Consider the following 15,118-nt stretch of genomic DNA (forward strand, 5'->3'; position numbering starts at 1 on the left):
CCCGCGGACAGCAGCAGGATGCCGGCGATCCCCGGGGACATGAAGAGGGAGCCGGCGAGTTTCTCGCGGCGCCCCCGCCGCTTCTTGGAGGCGGGGGCGGCGGAGCGGGTCGGCCGGGTGTCGGGCGGAGCGTCGTCGACGAGCGTCACGGCGGTTCCCATCAGGCGGAGAAGGCGGCCTGCGCCTCGGAGAAGAACTGCTTCACCGCGTCGGCGACCTTGGTCTTGCCCAGCGCCATGTCCCCGCCGATGCGGAGGAAGGCGGACTCGGCGGTGTCGGCGCCGGACGGGTGCGGGGTGATCGTCCCGAGGACACCGGCCTTGGCGGTGTCCACCTCGTACTGGGCGATCTCCTTCTGGACGACGTCGGTCGGCTTGAACGCGTCGTACTGGTCGGTGGTCGCCAGGATGCCCCGGTCGTAGCCCATGATCTTGCCGACGGCGGGGTCGTGGACCATGAAGTCGATGAGTTGGGCGACTTCCTTCGGGTGCTTGGTGTGTGCGGAGCCGCTGAGCATCAGGGACGCGAGGTACTGGCCGGTGTCCTTGCCGTCGGTGGTGGGGATCGGCGCGAGGCCGTACTCGCTGGTGCCCTCCGCCGTGTAGCGGACGGTGAAGTTGTCCCAGGTGAATTCCGAGGCGCCATGACCGGCCGAGAGCGAGGACTTGGGGGTGTCCTGGGCGACGACCTTCGGGGAGGTGACGATCCCGGCCTTCACCCGGCCGTACCCGTCCGTCCACCACTCCGTCAGATCCGACTCCTCGAAACCGAGCCCGTCCTTGGTGAAGAACGCCTTGCCGTTCTGCCGGAGGTAGAGGTCGTACAGGTACATGATGCTGAAGTAGCCCGTGTCCCCGGGGACTTCGGTCTTGTCGTGGATCGTCTTGAGGGCCTTGAAGTACTCGTCCCAGGTCCAGCCCGCCGTGGGGTCGACGCCCGCTCTCTCGTAGACCTTCTTGTCGATGACCAGCGCCATGGTGTTCGAGCCGACCGGAATACCGAGCTGCTTGCCGTCGACCTCGCCGACCTTCGTGACGCCCGCGCGGAAGTGATCCAGGCTCAGATTGCCTGCGTCGATCTGTGACTTGAGATCAAGCAGGACGCCTCTCTTGTCGTACTTCCGAAGAAATCCGACGGCGTTCTGGAATACGTCCGGTGGATTTCCGCCCGCTGCCTGCGTCTGGAACTTCTCCCAGAAAGAGAGATAGTCCTGAAAGTCCGTCTTCACCTTGATCTTCGGATACTTCTTCTCGAAGAGAGCGATGGACTGATTGATCTTTTTCGCCCGCTCCTCGGCACCCCACCACGCGTAACGGATCGTCACCGTCCCGTCGGCGGACGTGCCGTCGTTCCCGCCGCATCCCGTCGCGGCCAGCCCCAGCGTTGCCGCCGAGACCCCGGCGGCCTTCAGGACCGTACGCCTCTCCACATTCGTGCGGGTTCCCATGATGGGCCCTCCCCGTAGCGTCGTTGCCACCTGCATGAATCGTTTCAAGTAAGCGCTTGCTGGCACAAGTTACGGAGGCCCTCGGGGTGCGTCAATGATTCGGACAGGAATTTCTTGTGGATCGGCCGAGCGCTACGACGGCGCCGCCGGGCGCGCTGCGGGAGCGCGGGCACGGACGCCGCAGGTGAGGCGCGCGCGATCGGTCGGCCGAACAGGAAGCGGCCTGCCGCACTCGGCTGCCGCCCGGCCGAAAACGCCTGGGCGGCGGGGAGTTGACCACACGGTCCCGGAGAGTGAACGACGACGGCCCGCCTGTGTGATCACAGGCGGGCCGTCGGTCCGGGTGGGCGATACTGGGTTCGAACCAGTGACCTCTTCGGTGTGAACGAAGCGCTCTCCCACTGAGCTAATCGCCCGGGCGCACGGAGAACATTACCCCATGTCAGCGGGTGCCCCGACCAGCACGGGAAGGGCACCCGGACGCCGCCACCGGGTCACTGGTCCTTGATCTTCCAGGGCATCACGGCGCCGAACTTCCAGACGTAGATGCCGACAAGAGTGATCACGACGACCAGGCCGATCGAGGTCAGGACGATGTTGCGGCGGCGTACGGCGGGGTCGAGCGCGCGCTGTGCCGCCTCGGTGACCTTGCGTTTCGTCCAGCGGAGCACCAGCTGGGCCCAGACGAACTCGGTCGCCCAGATCGCCATGCCGCCGAAGATCACGACCCAGCCGGGTCCCGGCAGCGGCAGCATGATGATGCCGGCGACGACGACCGCGAGGCCGATGACGAAGACGCCGACCTGCCAGCTCAGGTGCAGCGCACGGCGTGCCTTGATGAATTCCGGCGCCTTGGAACCGAGCCCCTGCCCGCCCCGCGCCCCGTCCGCTCGCGTCTCGTCGGCCGCCCCGTCCGGCGCCACGGCAACCTCACCCGGCTCGTCACTCCCCGTATTCATACGGACAAACCCTACCCGAGGGAAACCAGTCACCGGAATGGCCCCGCGGAGCGATCGAGCTCTCGGCCGGAAGAGTTACGTAAAGGCACGCAAAACACTCAGAGGGGTTTACAACGGCACCGTAGGTGGCATGTCGATTTCGCCGACGTGCGAATCCCCGAGCGCACACTGAGCGAAAGGCCCTGGCGCTTATGAACACCACGGTCAGCTGCGAGCTGCACCTGCGCCTCGTTGTGTCGAGCGAGTCGTCCTTGCCCGTCCCCGCAGGCCTGCGGTACGACACGGCCGACCCCTACGCCGTGCACGCCACCTTCCACACCGGAGCCGAGGAGACCGTCGAGTGGGTGTTCGCCCGCGACCTTCTCGCGGAGGGCCTCCACCGGCCCACCGGTACCGGCGACGTCCGTGTCTGGCCATCCCGTAGTCACGGCCAGGGCGTCGTCTGCATCGCACTGAGCTCTCCCGAGGGCGAAGCCCTGCTGGAGGCTCCCGCGCGGGCCCTGGAGTCCTTCCTGAAGCGGACGGACGCCGCCGTGCCACCCGGCACGGAACACCGGCACTTCGACCTGGATCAGGAGCTGTCGCACATCCTGGCGGAGAGCTAGAGCGAGGGTCCCACCAAGCCGCCCGGCGCCGTCCGAACTCGGGGAGACGGCTCGGGCTTAGACAACCGCATAGGGCACACACCGGCGCCGTCGCCGCGATTCGTCGCGGGGGCGGCGCCGGTGCGCGTGGTGAGCCCGGACCCGGCGACTCTCCGTGGTCCGTCGTACGCGCGCCTCTCCATGGGCCACCGAGCGCGCGACTCTCCGCAGTCCGGGGAACCGCGACGGGCCCAGTGCCGTTCATAGAGGCATGGGGGCCGCCCTCCCGGAAGCCACTACCATCGGCCAGCATCGGCGGGCGCCCGCCCGACCCCCAGGCCAGGGAGCGAAACGTGCTGATCACCCACGACACCCGGTGCGCCCTCGACGCCGTGGTCGATCTGGTGAACACCGCACCGGAGGACGCTACGGCGCCGGACGGACTGCAGGATGTCGCGCTGCTCGCGGATTTCGTACGAAACCACGAGATCAGCGACGTCGGAGTGCTGTCGGAGTTCGACCTCTCCGCCGTGCGCAAGATCCGCGGCCGGTTCACCGCGATCTTCTCCGCCCCGGACCCCCGGACCGCCGCCGGGCTGATCAACGACCTGGTCGCCGCCGCGGGCACCACACCCCGGCTCACGGACCACGACGGCTACGACTGGCACGTGCACTACTTCGCGCCCGGCGCGTCGGTCGCCGACCATCTCGCCGCCGACTGCGGGATGGCGCTCGCGTTCTTCGTGGTGGCCGGCGAGGAGGAGCGGCTGCGCCGCTGCGAGGCCCCCGACTGCCGACGCGCCTTCGTCGACCTCTCCCGGAACCGCTCCCGCAGGTACTGCGACAGCCGGACCTGCGGGAACAGGCTGCACGTGGCCGCGTACCGGGCGCGGCGCAAGGAAGCTGCGGGCTGACGCCCGGCTCGCTTGAGGGAATCGATGAGTTCGTGGTCCCCGGCGGGTGACGTCGGGGACCACGAGTACGGCTCACAGCATCAGCAGGTCGTGCAGCGAGGCCATGAGCAGCAGACACCCGATCACCGCTAGGAAGATCATCAGCGGTGGCTGGGAAAGGGCGAAAAGGCACCCGCGCGGCTCGTCCTTCGGCGGCGCGGCGTCGCTCTGTGTCGTGTCCAGCATCTCGCCGCGATGATGACGCAGCGGAGACCCCCGGCGCGATCAACACGCCCGATAAGAGAGGGAGTTCGCCGAATTCCGTGATGTCCGTTTCGGGTCGCGTCGAGTCCTGAACGCTTACCGGCGGACCCGGCTCACTCTGTGTCGTTTCAGTCGCGGTCCCGTCCGACCGTCATATGCCGTGCTTCTTCAGGATGGCCTCGATGTCACTGAAGTCGTCCCCGCTCTGCCCGCGGGGCGCGGCCACCGGCCGGGTCGCCGGGCGCTTGGCCGGACCCAGGGAGGGGGCTGAGGCCGCCGGGGCCACCGCGTCGGGCGGAGCCGAGGCCCGGGCGGCCTTGCGTTCCTTGCGGGTGCCGCCGCCGCGGCGGCGCTCCACGGCGCGGGTGCCCGTGAAGAGCAGCCAGGCGCCGCCCAGCACCACGAAACCCGCCCAGGCCGTAGGACTGAACGCGGTGTCGGCCGCCCAGCCGACGACGCCGGTCATCACCAGGCCCACGGGCACCAGCGAGTAGGCGGCGATCCGGGCGGCGGAGAGAAAACGCTTGCGGTACGCCGTGACCGCCGCGATGCCCAGGCCGGCCGCGGAGACGGCGGAACAGACGGTCTCGGCAATCATCCGGTCCTCCAGGCAGATCCGTCGGGCAGGCTTCGATCGGGCACGTTCAGGTCGGGCGTGCGCTTCGTCCCTTCCATCCTGCACCGTCCGGTCCCCGTGAGGCCATGCCCCGGTCGGACATCAGGGACATCTCCGGGTCGCATCCTCCCCAGGTGCCGGTCGGCGTCGTACGGATGCGGCCCGTGGTCCCGGTTGGGGCGGCGCGGCCGGGGCTGGGAGACTGGTCCCATGAGTGACCTCCCCTCCGTGCGCACCGTCGTCCTCGACGTCTGGTGCGAGCTCCAGTGCCCGGACTGCGACACCGCCCTGGACGATGTACGCGCCCTGCGGGCCCGCTACGGCGACCGGCTGGAGGTGCGGCTGCGGCACTTCCCGCTGGAGAAGCACAAGCACGCCTTCGCCGCCGCGCAGGCCGCCGAGGAGGCCGTGGAACAGGGACGAGGCTGGGACTACATCGAGGCCGTGCTCGGCCGCGTCGAGGAGCTGGACCGTGAGGGAGAACCCTTCCTGGTCACGGTGGCCGCCGAACTCGGTCTGGACGCCGAGGAGTTCGACACCGCCCTGATCGACGGACGGCACATCCTGATCGTCGACGCCGACCAGGCCGAGGGCAAGGCCATCGGCGTGACCGGCACCCCGACGTACGTCATCGGAGGCGAACGCCTCGACGGCGGCAAGAGCCAGGACGGGCTGCGCGCCCGCGTCGAGGAGATCGCCGACCGGCTGCTCGCCGGGGGCGAGTGAGCCACAGAGCAAGGCTCAGAGCAGGCTCTTGTACAGGTGGTGGGTGACCGTCTCGTAGCCGAGTGACTGGTAGAGCCGCTCGGCCGGGGTGTTGCCCGCGAAGACGTTCAACCGGATGGTCGGCAGACCGGCCGCGATGCCCTGCGCCTCGGCCAGGAGCATCAGGGTGCGGCCATGGCCGCTGCCCCTGTGTCGCGCGTCGACCTCGACCTTGTTGACGAAGGCCTTGCCGTCACGGGGGCCCGTCCAGAGCGTGCCCACCGCGGTGCCCTCGTGCTCCAGGACCGTGAAGAGCATGCCCGCGGTGGCCAGTCCATCGGGCAGCAGGGCGGCGGTGCCTTCCAGAGTCCTGGTCCGGGCCACGGCCTCGGGCACCCCGCGCTCGGTCCAGCCCTCTATGAACGTCTCCGTCCCGAGGTCCGCCCAGGGGCCGTACTCCTCCTCGGTCATCGGCCGCCCCCGGCTCCCCGCGGGCAGTTCGGGCGCGATGCCGCCGAGGGGCTTCTCCATGTGGCGGTTGCGGACGACGTATCCGAGGTTGGTCGCCATCTTGAGCGCCGCCTCCGCCGCCGCGGGCACGGATGTCTCGATCCGCTCGCAGCCCCAGCCCCGCGCCACCTCCTCGGCGGCGAGCGCGGCCACGGTGCCCCGGCCGCGCCGGCCGTCCTGCTCTTCGATACGCAGGTCCAGGATCTGGGCCACCGAGTCGCCGAAGAGCGGACTCGTGCCGAGGTGTATCGCGCCGACGGGACGGCTGTTCACACACACCTGGTAGCGGCGTGAACGCGTCCCGTCGGCCTCGCGCTGAAGCGGCTCGGTCGGCCGCAGGGTCGTGGTCATCAAGGGAGTTCTACCCGACCTGGAGCACCAGGTCAGCCCCTTAAAAGAGGCTTTTATGGATCAAGGTCGTCGCCCGACCGCTCGTCGAACACGCGCATGGCCTTGGCCGTCACCGGCCCGGCTACGCCCGGGAGTTGGCGCTCGTCGACCAAGTGAACGGCCTGTACGTCCCGCAGTGACGACGTGAGGAAGACCTCGTCGGCGCGTTCCAGGACGTCCAGCGGCAGGTCGGTCTCCTTGGCGCCGGTCCATTCGACGGTCAGGGCGCGGGTGATGCCGGCGAGGCAGCCGGAGGTGACCGGCGGGGTGTGGATCTCCCCGTCGAGGACGACGAAGACGTTCGACCCCGTGCCCTCGCAGAGTTGGCCGACCGTGTTGGCGAACAGGGCCTCGGAGGCGCCGTGTTGGCGGGCGCGGGCGAGGGCGACGACGTTCTCGGCGTACGAAGTCGTCTTGAGGCCGGTGAGCGCGCCGCGCTCGTTGCGGGTCCAGGGGACCGTGACGGCGGCCGTGGAGTCGGGGCGGCGGTTCGCCTCGCCGAGGGCGACCACGAGGGTCGGGCCGTGCTCGCCGCGGTCGGAGCCGAGGGGGCCGTGGCCGCCGGTGTACGTGATGCGGAGTCGGCCGAGCGGCATCGGGTTGGCGGCGAGGACGGCCGCGCAGCCGCGGCGGACCTCGTCGAGGTCGGGGTCGGGCAGCCCGAGGCCGCGCGCGGAGCGGGTCAGCCGGTCGAGATGCCGGGTCAGCGCGAACGTCTTGCCGTCCGTCGCCTTCACCGTCTCGAAAATGCCGTCGCCCACGGTCAGTCCGTGGTCGAAGACGGAGACGCGGGCGGACTCGATGTCCTGCAACCCGCCGTCGAGCCAGATCTTCATGAAAGAGCCCCTCCGCTCACCTCGTACGTGCCCGACGCTATCGCGAGCAGTCGGGACGCCTTCAGCTCGGTCTCCCGCCACTCCCCCTCGGGGTCCGAGCCCCAGGTGATGCCCGCGCCGGTGCCGAAGCGGAGCATGCCGTCGGCGCGGTCGATCCAGAAGGTGCGGATGCCGACGGCCAGTTCGCCGGTCCCCCGGTCCGCGTCGACCCAGCCGATGCCCCCGCAGTACGGGCCGCGGGGCGCGGTCTCCAGGGCGTCGATGATGCGCAGGGCACTGGACTTGGGGGCACCGGTGACACTCCCGGGCGGGAAGGCGGCGGCCAGTAGCTCCGGCCAGTCGGCGTCCGCGGGCAGCTCACCTCGCACCGTCGACACGAGATGGACCAGACCCGGATGCTTCTCCACGACGCACAGGTCAGGCACGGTCACGGTCCCCGTGGCGCACACGCGGCCGAGGTCGTTGCGGACCAAGTCCACGATCATCACGTTCTCGGCGTAGTCCTTCTCCAACAGGTCCGCCTCCGTCCGCCCGGTGCCCTTGATCGGACCCGACTCGACGACCCGGCCGGTGCGGCGCAGGAAGAGTTCGGGCGAGGCGGTGGCTGTCTCCACGCCGTGGCCGGGCAAGCGGATCGTTCCTGCGTACGGCGCCGGGTTGCCGCGTGCCAGCAGTGCGGTCAGGGCGTCGACGTCCGCGTCGGGGGCGACCGGTGCCGACAGGACGCGGCACAGGTTGGCCTGGTAGACCTCGCCGGCCGCGATGTGCTCCCGGATGCGGTGGACGCCGGCGGTGTAGGCGGCGCGGTCGAGGGAGGTGGTCCAGGCGTCGCTCGCGGGGCCGTGCCAGGCTCCGGGGACGGGTGCCGGGACCGGTTCGTGTCGTACGTCGCGGAAGCGCGCGCAGGTCAGACGGCCCTCGAAGTCGGCCGCGACCGCCCAGAAGCCGGTGGAGTCCAGGGCCGCGGGATCGCTGGTGACATCGAGGAGACCGGTGGCGACACGGCCGCCGAAACGGGCGAGAGGGGTGAGGCGGAACACGCCGTCGAGTCTATGGCGGGTGTCTCGCGGGTTGCCCGGCCATGTCACCGCGGGTGCCCTGACCATGTGTTCCCGTAGTCGCAGGCCAGCACGCTGCACAAACGCGTTTTTGTGCTGGCCCCGGAATCCGCTAGAGTTCAACTCGTCGCCGCGACGCGCAAGCCGAGCGGAACCGACAAGCGGACGTAGCTCAGTTGGTAGAGCGCAACCTTGCCAAGGTTGAGGTCGCCAGTTCGAACCTGGTCGTCCGCTCGCAGGAAAGTGGGGGATCTTCCCGAACCCCCGCACTCCTGGTGGAGTGGCCGAGAGGCGAGGCAACGGCCTGCAAAGCCGTCTACACGGGTTCAAATCCCGTCTCCACCTCCAAGGACGATTAGCTCAGCGGGAGAGCGCTTCCCTGACACGGAAGAGGTCACTGGTTCAATCCCAGTATCGTCCACTGGTCCGCAAGGGCCTCCGCGCGATTAGCTCAGCGGGAGAGCGCTTCCCTGACACGGAAGAGGTCACTGGTTCAATCCCAGTATCGCGCACGCACCGCCCATGATCTCCGGATCGTGGTCCCGAGGACGATTAGCTCAGCGGGAGAGCGCTTCCCTGACACGGAAGAGGTCACTGGTTCAATCCCAGTATCGTCCACACACCGAAGCCCCCGGCGCTCTCCGCGACCGGGGGCTTCTTCATGCACCGGCGTGTACCGGTCAGCTGGAGAACAGCATGTGGCCGAAGCTCTTCTGGCGGTGGTGGCCGCCGTGACCGCCGTAGTGGCCACCGCCGTGACCGCCGCCGTGCGGGGCGCCCCAGGCGGGCGCGGGCGGGGCCGGGTAGGCCTGCGGGCCCGGGGGCGGCGGGGCGGGCTGCTGCCACTGGGACTCCACGCGGGTCAGCGCCTCGAGCTCGCCGTAGTCGAGAAAGATCCCACGGCAGTTGCTGCACTGCTCGATCTGAACACCGTTGCGGTTGTACGTCTGCATCTGCGCGTGACACTTCGGACACTGCATGCTCGGCTCAACTCCTCGCCCGTTGGTACATCTTCGTGTTTCCCCAGGACAGACTCCGTCCGACCCCGGTCGGTTGCACCCTACTTCGCGAATCCGGGCGCCAACTCGGGCGGGACGGAACCCATTCGGTCACACGCGTCCACGACCGCCCGTTCCACCTCGTCCAGCGGGCGGTCCGCCGCGACCGCCTTGACGATGGCCAGGGCCGCGGTCTGCACGGTGAGGGTCCGGGCCGGGACGTCCAGGGCGGGCCAGGGGTCGCCGTCCGCGGGGACGGCCGGGCCGGCCGCCTCGCGGTACGCGGCCAGGAAGCGGGCCCACTCGTCGGGCGGGAGCAGCCCGCAGGCGTACCAGGCCGCCGGGCGGGCCAGGTCCCAGCCGGGGACGCCCACCCCGAGGTCGTCGACGTCGATCAGCAGCCACGGGCCGTCGGGGGCCGGGTACCGGACGAGCTGGCCGAGGTGGAGGTCGCCGTGGCAGAGGGTGGTGGTGTCGGGCTGGGGGGCCTCCGCGCGGGCCCAGGCGGGGAGCAGCGTCCAGGCACGCAGGACGGGGGCGGCTGCGGGGTGGGGGCCGGCCTCGCGGAGCCTGGTGATCGCACGGACCGCCTTGAGGGGGCCGCGCATGGGTGGCAGCGGGGTGGGGGCGGGGGTGCGGTGGAGGCGGGCGAGGAGGGTGGCCGCCGCTTCCCAGGGGGCCGCGTCCGGGTCGTCCGGGTCTACGGGAGTGCCGTACGGCCAGCAGGTCACCAGGCGGTCGTGCACGTGGAGGGGGGTGGGGTCGAGTGGGGGCAGGAGGATGCCGGGGAGGTGTTCGGCCGTGGTGAGGCGGGCGGTGAGGTCGGCGGGGTCCGTGCTCGGGGCGTGGGCCTTGGCGACGGTGCCTTCGTGGCGGACGACTGTGCCGTCGGGGCGGTCGGTGAGGGTGGTGGTTGCTCCGCAGGGGCAGGGGTCGATGCGCGTGTGGGCCGTGGTCCTGGCTCGGGCGGTGAGGTCGGAGAGCAAGGGGGTGCGGGGCATCGCGCTTCCTGGCGGCGGGCGGTGGGGGTTCGTCGCGAGCGTACGGGGTGGTGGGGTGGTGGGGTTTCTACGGCGGGTTCGGGCGGCCTGTGCGGGTGGGTGGGCCGAGGGGTTTTCGCCCCCGCCGCCCCTACCCGAGGGAGCGTGCAGGGGGTGCCGCCCCGTCGCGCCCGCCTGGGGGCTGCGCCCCCAGACCCCCATCGGCCTGAACGGCCTCGTCCTCAAACGCCGGACAGGCTGGATGTAGCCGACCTGCGCTGAAGAGGGCACCGGCAGGAAAAGGGCAAAGCAAAGCCGGCGCAGCTCCCCAGCTGCGCCGGCTTTTTTTGCCGTCCGCCGCACCCCCGTCCCCACGGGGTTTCATGGGTTGATGTCCCCGCCCGGACCGCTCTTCCGGGCCTGGGGTCGCCGCTCAGCGCCCCAGCATCACTCCCACGGACGACGCTTGTGTGGCCACGGTCTCCCAGCCGTCGAAGACGACGAGGAGCAGGACCGCCAGGGGAAGTGCCATCAAGGTCGCCACCAGTGGGTGGCGACGGCCTGTGCGGCGGGTGTGGAACGCCGCGTTGTACGCCTTGCGTCCCTCTTCGCGGATCAATGCCCGCGGTGCCGTGTGGGCCATGGTCCCTCTCCTGACCGTGCTCCGTTGACCAAACTCGGTTGTCTTGGCAGCGGCGGGTGTCTGACCTCGGGGGACGAGTGCTGCACCCGCCGCTTGACCTCAAATCTAGGCGTGCGGCGGGTGCGGGTCGTCATGCCCTCGTACCGATTGGCGGGCCTCCCGGAGGATGAGCGATGACCTGCGAACTACTCCCCTGGGTGGAGACCGGGTCCTACGTCTCGGGGTCTTCCCGGAGGGGGAGTCCGGTGTGCCCCGCTTTCTCTGAGCTGTCCTCGCGCGGGACCGGCTGCTCGACCAGGGCGAGGACCCTGGTCGCCATGAAGCGGGCGGTGCGGACCACGGAGCCGCTGCGGGTGACTTCGCTCACTTCCACCACCCCTCGGCGCACCGCCGTCTCCACCCGACGGCCCGCCCTGCTCGCCACCACCTCGTATGTACGTGTTGTGTCGCCGGCGTCCACCACTATCTCGACGCGATCACCCTTCACGCGCTCAATCCCCCTTCTGTGATGGTTGGTTGGGGTTGAGGGACGTGCGAAGTCCTGCTGTTCGCACGGCCTCTGACCACCCTTCAAGTTTCCCACCCGGCACTGACAATCCGTCGGTCCGAGAGGGCGCGGCCTTTGCGCGCGGGCGCCCGTGGAAACGTAAGCTGTCGCTCGTCACACGGACCGGGCAGCGGGGATGAACATGGCGATGATGCGCCTGAGGCGCGAGGACCCGCGCGTCGTCGGCTCGTTCAGGCTTCACAGACGGCTCGGCGCGGGCGGAATGGGTGTCGTCTATCTGGGCTCCGACCGCAAGGGTCAGCGGGTCGCGCTGAAGGTCATCCGGCCTGATCTGGCGGAGGACCAGGAGTTCCGTTCGCGGTTCGCGCGTGAGGTCGGGGCCGCCCGGCGGATTCGCGGCGGGTGCACCGCCCGGCTGGTCGCGGCGGATCTGGAAGCCGACCGGCCGTGGTTCGCCACGCAGTACGTGCCCGGGCCCTCCCTGCACGACAAGGTCGCCGACGAGGGTGCGCTGGGAGCGGCCGAGGTCGCCGCGATCGGGGCCGCCCTGTCGGAGGGGCTCGTCGCGGTGCATGAAGCCGGGGTCGTCCACCGGGATCTCAAGCCGTCGAACATCCTCCTCTCCCCCAAGGGTCCGCGGATCATCGACTTCGGTATCGCCTGGGCGACCGGTGCGTCGACGCTCACGCATGTCGGTACGGCGGTCGGTTCGCCCGGGTTCCTCGCGCCCGAGCAGGTGCGTGGCGCTGCGGTCACTCCGGCCACCGACGTCTTCTCGCTCGGTGCCACGCTCGCCTACGCCTCGACCTCCGACTCGCCCTTCGGGCACGGCAGTTCCGAGGTGATGCTGTACCGCGTGGTGCACGAGGAGGCGCAGCTGCACGGGGTGCCGGACGCGCTCGCCCCGCTCGTCCGCGCGTGCCTCGCGAAGGATCCCGAGGAGCGGCCCAGCACGCTCCAACTGTCCCTGCGGCTCAAGGAGATCGCCGCCCGCGAGGCCCAGGGCATGGCCGACGTACGGCCGCCCGGGCCGCGTGCCGCGGAGGCGGACCGGCCCACCGGGCGGCTCACCGACAGCTATCCGGAGCAGCAGCGCACCCAGAGTCAACGACGTCCGCAGACCCCTCAGGGCACGCCCGCGCCTCGCGGTACCGCTCAGCCGTCCCGGGGTGGCGGTAGTCCGTCGCGTGGGGGCGGGGTGCCGTCCCGGCCGGGCTCTCCCCGGCCCACTCCGTCGGGGCGTAACACCACCCGGTCCGGCAGCGGGAGTCGTCCCGCGCCCCGTAGTGGCGCCGGGCGGCCCGGTCCGCGGACCACGGGGACCGGGCGGCGGCCCGCGAATCCGCGGTTGCTGCGGCAGCGGTTGTTCGTGTTCGTCGTGGTGACGCTGCTGGTCGCATTGGGGATCGCGGTGGCTCAGGGGTGTTCGGGGCCGGCTCATGGGCTTGGGCGTACGGGGGATGGTGTGCGGCAGGGACAGGGGCGCGGGAGCGTCGTGGGGGCGGAGGGGTCGGTTTCGGACGGGCGGTATGGGGCTGTGAGCGGGTTCGCCGAGTAGTCTCGCCCCCGCCGCCCCTACCCGTCCCATCCCCAGGGGCTGCCGCCCCTTCCGCCCCGCCAGGGGGCTCCGCCCCCAGACCCCCGTCGGCCCTGAAGGGGCCTCGTCCTCAAACGCCGGACGGGCTGAATGGACAGCACGCCTCCGCCGGGAGCAGCGTGAGACTGGCCTGCGGCCCGGTGGCAGCCCCCAGCCGCCTGCCTACAAGCCCGGCAGTACGTGCTCGAAGAACTCTCTGTCCGCGTCGAACGCCGGAGTCATCGTCAGGAACTCCGTCGGGGTGACCCAGCGGACCTCGGAGACCTCGCCCGGGTCCGGGACGATCGTGCCGTTGCCTGTTTCCGCGGCGGTCCACCAGTGGAGGCGGAAAGTGCCGTCGTCGGTGTCGGACTGCCAGACCTTGGACAGGGGGGAGACCGTGAGGCCTACCTCCTCGTGGACCTCCCTGACCAGGCATTCCTCCTGGGTCTCGCCCGGTTCGAGTTTGCCGCTCAGGGGTGCCCAGTAGCCGGAGCGGGCCGAGTCGGGGCCACGGCGGATGACCAGGACGCGGTCCGCGCGTCGGAGTACGGCGACAATCGCCTCGCGCTGGGCCAAGCGTGCTCCTAGAGTTCGGGGCGGCCGGTGGCCACCGCGTAGAAGGCGACCGCGGCCGCGGCGCCCACGTTGAGGGAGTCGACGCCGTGGGCCATGGGGATGCGGACCCATTCGTCGGCGGCCACCAGTGCCTGGGTCGACAAGCCGTCGCCCTCGGCGCCCAGCATCAGGGCTACCCGGTCCATGCGGTGCGGAGCCGCCTCGTCCAGGCTCTTCGCCTTCTCGTCCGGGGTGAGCGCGAGGAGGGTGAAGCCGGCCTCGCGGACCGACTCCAGGCCCTTGGGCCAGCTGTCGAGACGGGCGTACGGCACGGAGAAGACCGCGCCCATCGAGACCTTCACGCTGCGGCGGTAGAGGGGGTCCGCGCAGTCCGGGGAGAGCAACACCGCGTCCATGCCCAGTGCCGCCGCCGAGCGGAAGATCGCGCCGATGTTGGTGTGGTCGTTGACCGACTCCATCACCACCACCCTGCGGGTGGTCTGGAGGAGTTCGTGCGCCGTGGGGAGCGGTTTGCGCTGCATGGAGGCCAGTGCGCCCCGGTGGACGTGGTAACCGGTGACGCGTTCGGCGAGTTCGGGGCTCACCGCGTAGACCGGGGCCGGGAGTTCGTCGATGACGTCGCGCATGACGTCGACCCACTTCGCGGACAGCAGCATCGAACGCATCTCGTAGCCCGCGTCCTTGGCCCGTCTGATGACCTTCTCGCCCTCGGCGATGAACAGGCCCTCGGCCGGTTCACGCTTGCGGCGCAGCTCTACGTCGGTCAGGCCCGTGTAGTCACGCAGGCGCGGGTCGTCGGGATCCTCAACGGTGATGAGATCGGCCACAGGGTGATACTGCCTTGTCCTGGGTGTGGTGCCAACGGCTGGGAACGGGTTGTGTTACCCGGGGTTACGCGGATGGCCTCGGGCCCACGGTGACGACCGCGCCGATGACGATCACCGACGGCGGCTTCACGTCCTCGGTGCGCACCGTCTCGCCGACCGTCGCGAGGGTCGCGTCCACCCGGCGCTGGGCGGCCGTCGTGCCCTCCTGGACCAGGGCGACCGGGGTGTCGGCCGGCTTGCCGTGCGCGATCAGGGTCTCGGCGATCTTCCCGATCTTGTCGACGCCCATCAGGACCACCAGCGTGCCGGTCAGCTTCGCGAGGGACGGCCAGTCGACCAGGGAGCGCTCGTCGTCAGGGGCGACATGGCCGCTGACCACCGTGAACTCGTGTGCGACACCGCGATGGGTGACCGGGATACCGGCGGCACCCGGCACCGAGATCGAGCTGGAGATGCCGGGCACGACCGTGCACGGGATGCCGGCCTCGGCGAGCGCCTGGACCTCCTCCATGCCACGGCCGTAGACGAAGGGGTCGCCGCCCTTGAGGCGGACCACGGACTTGCCCTGCTTGGCGTGTTCGATCAGCGCGTTGTTGATGGCCTCCTGGGCCATGTAACGGCCGTACGGGATCTTCGCCGCGTCGATCACCTCGACGTGCGGGGGGAGTTCGGCGAGGAGGTCGCGGGGGCCGAGGCGGTCGGCGATGACGACGTCGGCCTCGGCGAGGAGGCGGCGGCCGCGGAC

At 70.4% G+C, this 15,118-nt stretch carries 18 protein-coding genes and 6 tRNA genes; 9 read left to right on the forward strand and 15 right to left on the reverse strand.

Going from position 1 to position 15,118, the window contains the following annotated elements; translation table 11 throughout:
• Positions 1 to 160 precede the first annotated feature (160 nt).
• The 3 genes from ACFWP5_RS47660 to ACFWP5_RS47670 all read right to left on the reverse strand — a co-directional run bounded on the left by ACFWP5_RS47660 (position 161) and on the right by ACFWP5_RS47670 (position 2,406).
• Complete coding sequence (locus tag ACFWP5_RS47660; protein WP_384172103.1) at positions 161 to 1,447, reverse strand: ABC transporter substrate-binding protein; 1,287 nt, start codon at positions 1,445 to 1,447, stop codon at positions 161 to 163.
• 344 nt (positions 1,448 to 1,791) lie between these two features.
• Positions 1,792 to 1,863, reverse strand: a tRNA-Val gene (locus ACFWP5_RS47665).
• Positions 1,864 to 1,941: 78 nt separating this feature from the next.
• Positions 1,942 to 2,406 (reverse strand): TIGR02611 family protein, encoded by a 465-nt coding sequence (locus tag ACFWP5_RS47670; RefSeq protein ID WP_384172106.1) that lies wholly within the window; start codon positions 2,404 to 2,406, stop codon positions 1,942 to 1,944.
• A gap of 191 nt (positions 2,407 to 2,597) precedes the next feature.
• Here ACFWP5_RS47670 and ACFWP5_RS47675 point away from each other — a divergent pair, with 191 nt between their 5' ends.
• Entirely contained in the window at positions 2,598 to 3,011 is a 414-nt protein-coding gene (locus ACFWP5_RS47675) for an SsgA family sporulation/cell division regulator (protein WP_004002642.1), read from the forward strand.
• Between the two features lie 332 nt (positions 3,012 to 3,343).
• Positions 3,344 to 3,904 (forward strand): CGNR zinc finger domain-containing protein, encoded by a 561-nt coding sequence (locus ACFWP5_RS47680; protein ID WP_384172109.1) that lies wholly within the window; start codon positions 3,344 to 3,346, stop codon positions 3,902 to 3,904.
• Between the two features lie 72 nt (positions 3,905 to 3,976).
• Here ACFWP5_RS47680 and ACFWP5_RS47685 read toward each other — a convergent pair whose 3' ends face one another.
• Together ACFWP5_RS47685 and ACFWP5_RS47690 are read right to left on the reverse strand one after the other, a co-directional pair.
• Entirely contained in the window at positions 3,977 to 4,129 is a 153-nt protein-coding gene (locus ACFWP5_RS47685; RefSeq protein ID WP_019059824.1) for a hypothetical protein, read from the reverse strand.
• A gap of 169 nt (positions 4,130 to 4,298) precedes the next feature.
• Positions 4,299 to 4,745, reverse strand: a complete 447-nt coding sequence (locus ACFWP5_RS47690; RefSeq protein ID WP_384172112.1) for a hypothetical protein — start codon at positions 4,743 to 4,745, stop codon at positions 4,299 to 4,301.
• A 228-nt stretch (positions 4,746 to 4,973) separates the two neighbouring features.
• Here ACFWP5_RS47690 and ACFWP5_RS47695 point away from each other — a divergent pair, with 228 nt between their 5' ends.
• Positions 4,974 to 5,489, forward strand: coding sequence for a DsbA family protein (locus tag ACFWP5_RS47695; protein ID WP_384172115.1), 516 nt, complete (start codon positions 4,974 to 4,976; stop codon positions 5,487 to 5,489).
• Positions 5,490 to 5,504: 15 nt separating this feature from the next.
• Here ACFWP5_RS47695 and ACFWP5_RS47700 read toward each other — a convergent pair whose 3' ends face one another.
• From ACFWP5_RS47700 to ACFWP5_RS47710, 3 genes are read right to left on the reverse strand one after another with little or no spacing between them, the layout of a single operon-like run.
• Positions 5,505 to 6,329 (reverse strand): GNAT family N-acetyltransferase, encoded by an 825-nt coding sequence (locus ACFWP5_RS47700; protein WP_384172118.1) that lies wholly within the window; start codon positions 6,327 to 6,329, stop codon positions 5,505 to 5,507.
• Between the two features lie 53 nt (positions 6,330 to 6,382).
• Positions 6,383 to 7,204, reverse strand: a complete 822-nt coding sequence (locus tag ACFWP5_RS47705) for an aminotransferase class IV (RefSeq protein WP_384172121.1) — start codon at positions 7,202 to 7,204, stop codon at positions 6,383 to 6,385.
• Positions 7,201 to 8,244 carry a chorismate-binding protein gene (locus ACFWP5_RS47710; protein ID WP_384172124.1) on the reverse strand — a complete coding sequence of 348 codons (1,044 nt, stop codon included), beginning with the start codon at positions 8,242 to 8,244 and terminating at the stop codon, positions 7,201 to 7,203. Before ACFWP5_RS47710 ends, ACFWP5_RS47705 begins: the two co-directional genes overlap by 4 nt.
• Before the next feature lie 179 nt (positions 8,245 to 8,423).
• Between ACFWP5_RS47710 and ACFWP5_RS47715 the strand changes: the two genes are divergently transcribed.
• The 5 genes from ACFWP5_RS47715 to ACFWP5_RS47735 all read left to right on the forward strand — a co-directional run bounded on the left by ACFWP5_RS47715 (position 8,424) and on the right by ACFWP5_RS47735 (position 8,880).
• Positions 8,424 to 8,496 (forward strand) — tRNA-Gly (locus tag ACFWP5_RS47715).
• A 40-nt stretch (positions 8,497 to 8,536) separates the two neighbouring features.
• Positions 8,537 to 8,610 (forward strand) — tRNA-Cys (locus ACFWP5_RS47720).
• A 1-nt stretch (position 8,611) separates the two neighbouring features.
• Positions 8,612 to 8,683, forward strand: a tRNA-Val gene (locus ACFWP5_RS47725).
• A gap of 19 nt (positions 8,684 to 8,702) precedes the next feature.
• Positions 8,703 to 8,774: transfer RNA gene (locus ACFWP5_RS47730), tRNA-Val, on the forward strand.
• A gap of 34 nt (positions 8,775 to 8,808) precedes the next feature.
• Positions 8,809 to 8,880: transfer RNA gene (locus tag ACFWP5_RS47735), tRNA-Val, on the forward strand.
• Positions 8,881 to 8,942: 62 nt separating this feature from the next.
• On the opposite strand, the gene ACFWP5_RS47740 is transcribed toward ACFWP5_RS47735, so the two are convergent.
• The 4 genes from ACFWP5_RS47740 to ACFWP5_RS47755 form a co-directional block, all read right to left on the reverse strand.
• The gene (locus ACFWP5_RS47740) at positions 8,943 to 9,242 is read right to left on the reverse strand and encodes a zf-TFIIB domain-containing protein (protein ID WP_384172126.1); all 300 of its coding nucleotides are present in this window, start codon (positions 9,240 to 9,242) and stop codon (positions 8,943 to 8,945) included.
• Positions 9,243 to 9,322: 80 nt separating this feature from the next.
• Positions 9,323 to 10,261 carry a phosphotransferase family protein gene (locus tag ACFWP5_RS47745; RefSeq protein WP_384172129.1) on the reverse strand — a complete coding sequence of 313 codons (939 nt, stop codon included), beginning with the start codon at positions 10,259 to 10,261 and terminating at the stop codon, positions 9,323 to 9,325.
• Positions 10,262 to 10,673: 412 nt separating this feature from the next.
• A complete protein-coding gene (locus ACFWP5_RS47750) occupies positions 10,674 to 10,883 on the reverse strand; it encodes a hypothetical protein (protein ID WP_317888187.1) in 210 nt (69 codons plus the stop codon).
• A 211-nt stretch (positions 10,884 to 11,094) separates the two neighbouring features.
• Entirely contained in the window at positions 11,095 to 11,370 is a 276-nt protein-coding gene (locus ACFWP5_RS47755) for a hypothetical protein (protein WP_033282228.1), read from the reverse strand.
• Positions 11,371 to 11,566: 196 nt separating this feature from the next.
• Here ACFWP5_RS47755 and ACFWP5_RS47760 point away from each other — a divergent pair, with 196 nt between their 5' ends.
• Positions 11,567 to 12,949: a protein kinase gene (locus ACFWP5_RS47760; RefSeq protein ID WP_384172133.1), complete on the forward strand. Its 1,383-nt coding sequence runs from the start codon at positions 11,567 to 11,569 to the stop codon at positions 12,947 to 12,949.
• Positions 12,950 to 13,150: 201 nt separating this feature from the next.
• On the opposite strand, the gene ACFWP5_RS47765 is transcribed toward ACFWP5_RS47760, so the two are convergent.
• The 3 genes from ACFWP5_RS47765 to cobA form a co-directional block, all read right to left on the reverse strand.
• A complete protein-coding gene (locus ACFWP5_RS47765; RefSeq protein ID WP_384172136.1) occupies positions 13,151 to 13,546 on the reverse strand; it encodes an NUDIX domain-containing protein in 396 nt (131 codons plus the stop codon).
• A gap of 8 nt (positions 13,547 to 13,554) precedes the next feature.
• On the reverse strand, positions 13,555 to 14,373 hold the full coding sequence (locus tag ACFWP5_RS47770) for an RNA methyltransferase (RefSeq protein ID WP_093624585.1): 819 nt from the start codon (positions 14,371 to 14,373) through the stop codon (positions 13,555 to 13,557).
• A 64-nt stretch (positions 14,374 to 14,437) separates the two neighbouring features.
• Positions 14,438 to 15,118, reverse strand: a 681-nt coding sequence (gene cobA / locus ACFWP5_RS47775) for a uroporphyrinogen-III C-methyltransferase (RefSeq protein WP_384172139.1), incomplete at its 5' end; no start/stop codon positions are given.

This window comes from Streptomyces sp. NPDC058469 (assembly GCF_042721125.1).
In the GTDB taxonomy this organism is placed as follows: Bacteria; Actinomycetota; Actinomycetes; order Streptomycetales; family Streptomycetaceae; genus Streptomyces.

Excerpts from the sequence above, each read along its gene's own strand:
- ACFWP5_RS47660 (WP_384172103.1), bottom strand. The coding sequence starts at position 1,447 with ATGGGAACCCGCACGAATGTGGAGAGGCGTACGGTCCTGAAGGCCGCC.
- ACFWP5_RS47705 (WP_384172121.1), bottom strand. The coding sequence starts at position 7,204 with ATGAAGATCTGGCTCGACGGCGGGTTGCAGGACATCGAGTCCGCCCGC.
- ACFWP5_RS47690 (WP_384172112.1), bottom strand. The coding sequence starts at position 4,745 with ATGATTGCCGAGACCGTCTGTTCCGCCGTCTCCGCGGCCGGCCTGGGC.
- ACFWP5_RS47740 (WP_384172126.1), bottom strand. The coding sequence starts at position 9,242 with ATGCAGTGTCCGAAGTGTCACGCGCAGATGCAGACGTACAACCGCAAC.
- ACFWP5_RS47685 (WP_019059824.1), bottom strand. The coding sequence starts at position 4,129 with ATGCTGGACACGACACAGAGCGACGCCGCGCCGCCGAAGGACGAGCCG.
- ACFWP5_RS47750 (WP_317888187.1), bottom strand. The coding sequence starts at position 10,883 with ATGGCCCACACGGCACCGCGGGCATTGATCCGCGAAGAGGGACGCAAG.
- ACFWP5_RS47745 (WP_384172129.1), bottom strand. The coding sequence starts at position 10,261 with ATGCCCCGCACCCCCTTGCTCTCCGACCTCACCGCCCGAGCCAGGACC.
- ACFWP5_RS47760 (WP_384172133.1), top strand. The coding sequence starts at position 11,567 with ATGAACATGGCGATGATGCGCCTGAGGCGCGAGGACCCGCGCGTCGTC.
- ACFWP5_RS47700 (WP_384172118.1), bottom strand. The coding sequence starts at position 6,329 with ATGACCACGACCCTGCGGCCGACCGAGCCGCTTCAGCGCGAGGCCGAC.
- ACFWP5_RS47670 (WP_384172106.1), bottom strand. The coding sequence starts at position 2,406 with ATGAATACGGGGAGTGACGAGCCGGGTGAGGTTGCCGTGGCGCCGGAC.
- ACFWP5_RS47675 (WP_004002642.1), top strand. The coding sequence starts at position 2,598 with ATGAACACCACGGTCAGCTGCGAGCTGCACCTGCGCCTCGTTGTGTCG.
- ACFWP5_RS47695 (WP_384172115.1), top strand. The coding sequence starts at position 4,974 with ATGAGTGACCTCCCCTCCGTGCGCACCGTCGTCCTCGACGTCTGGTGC.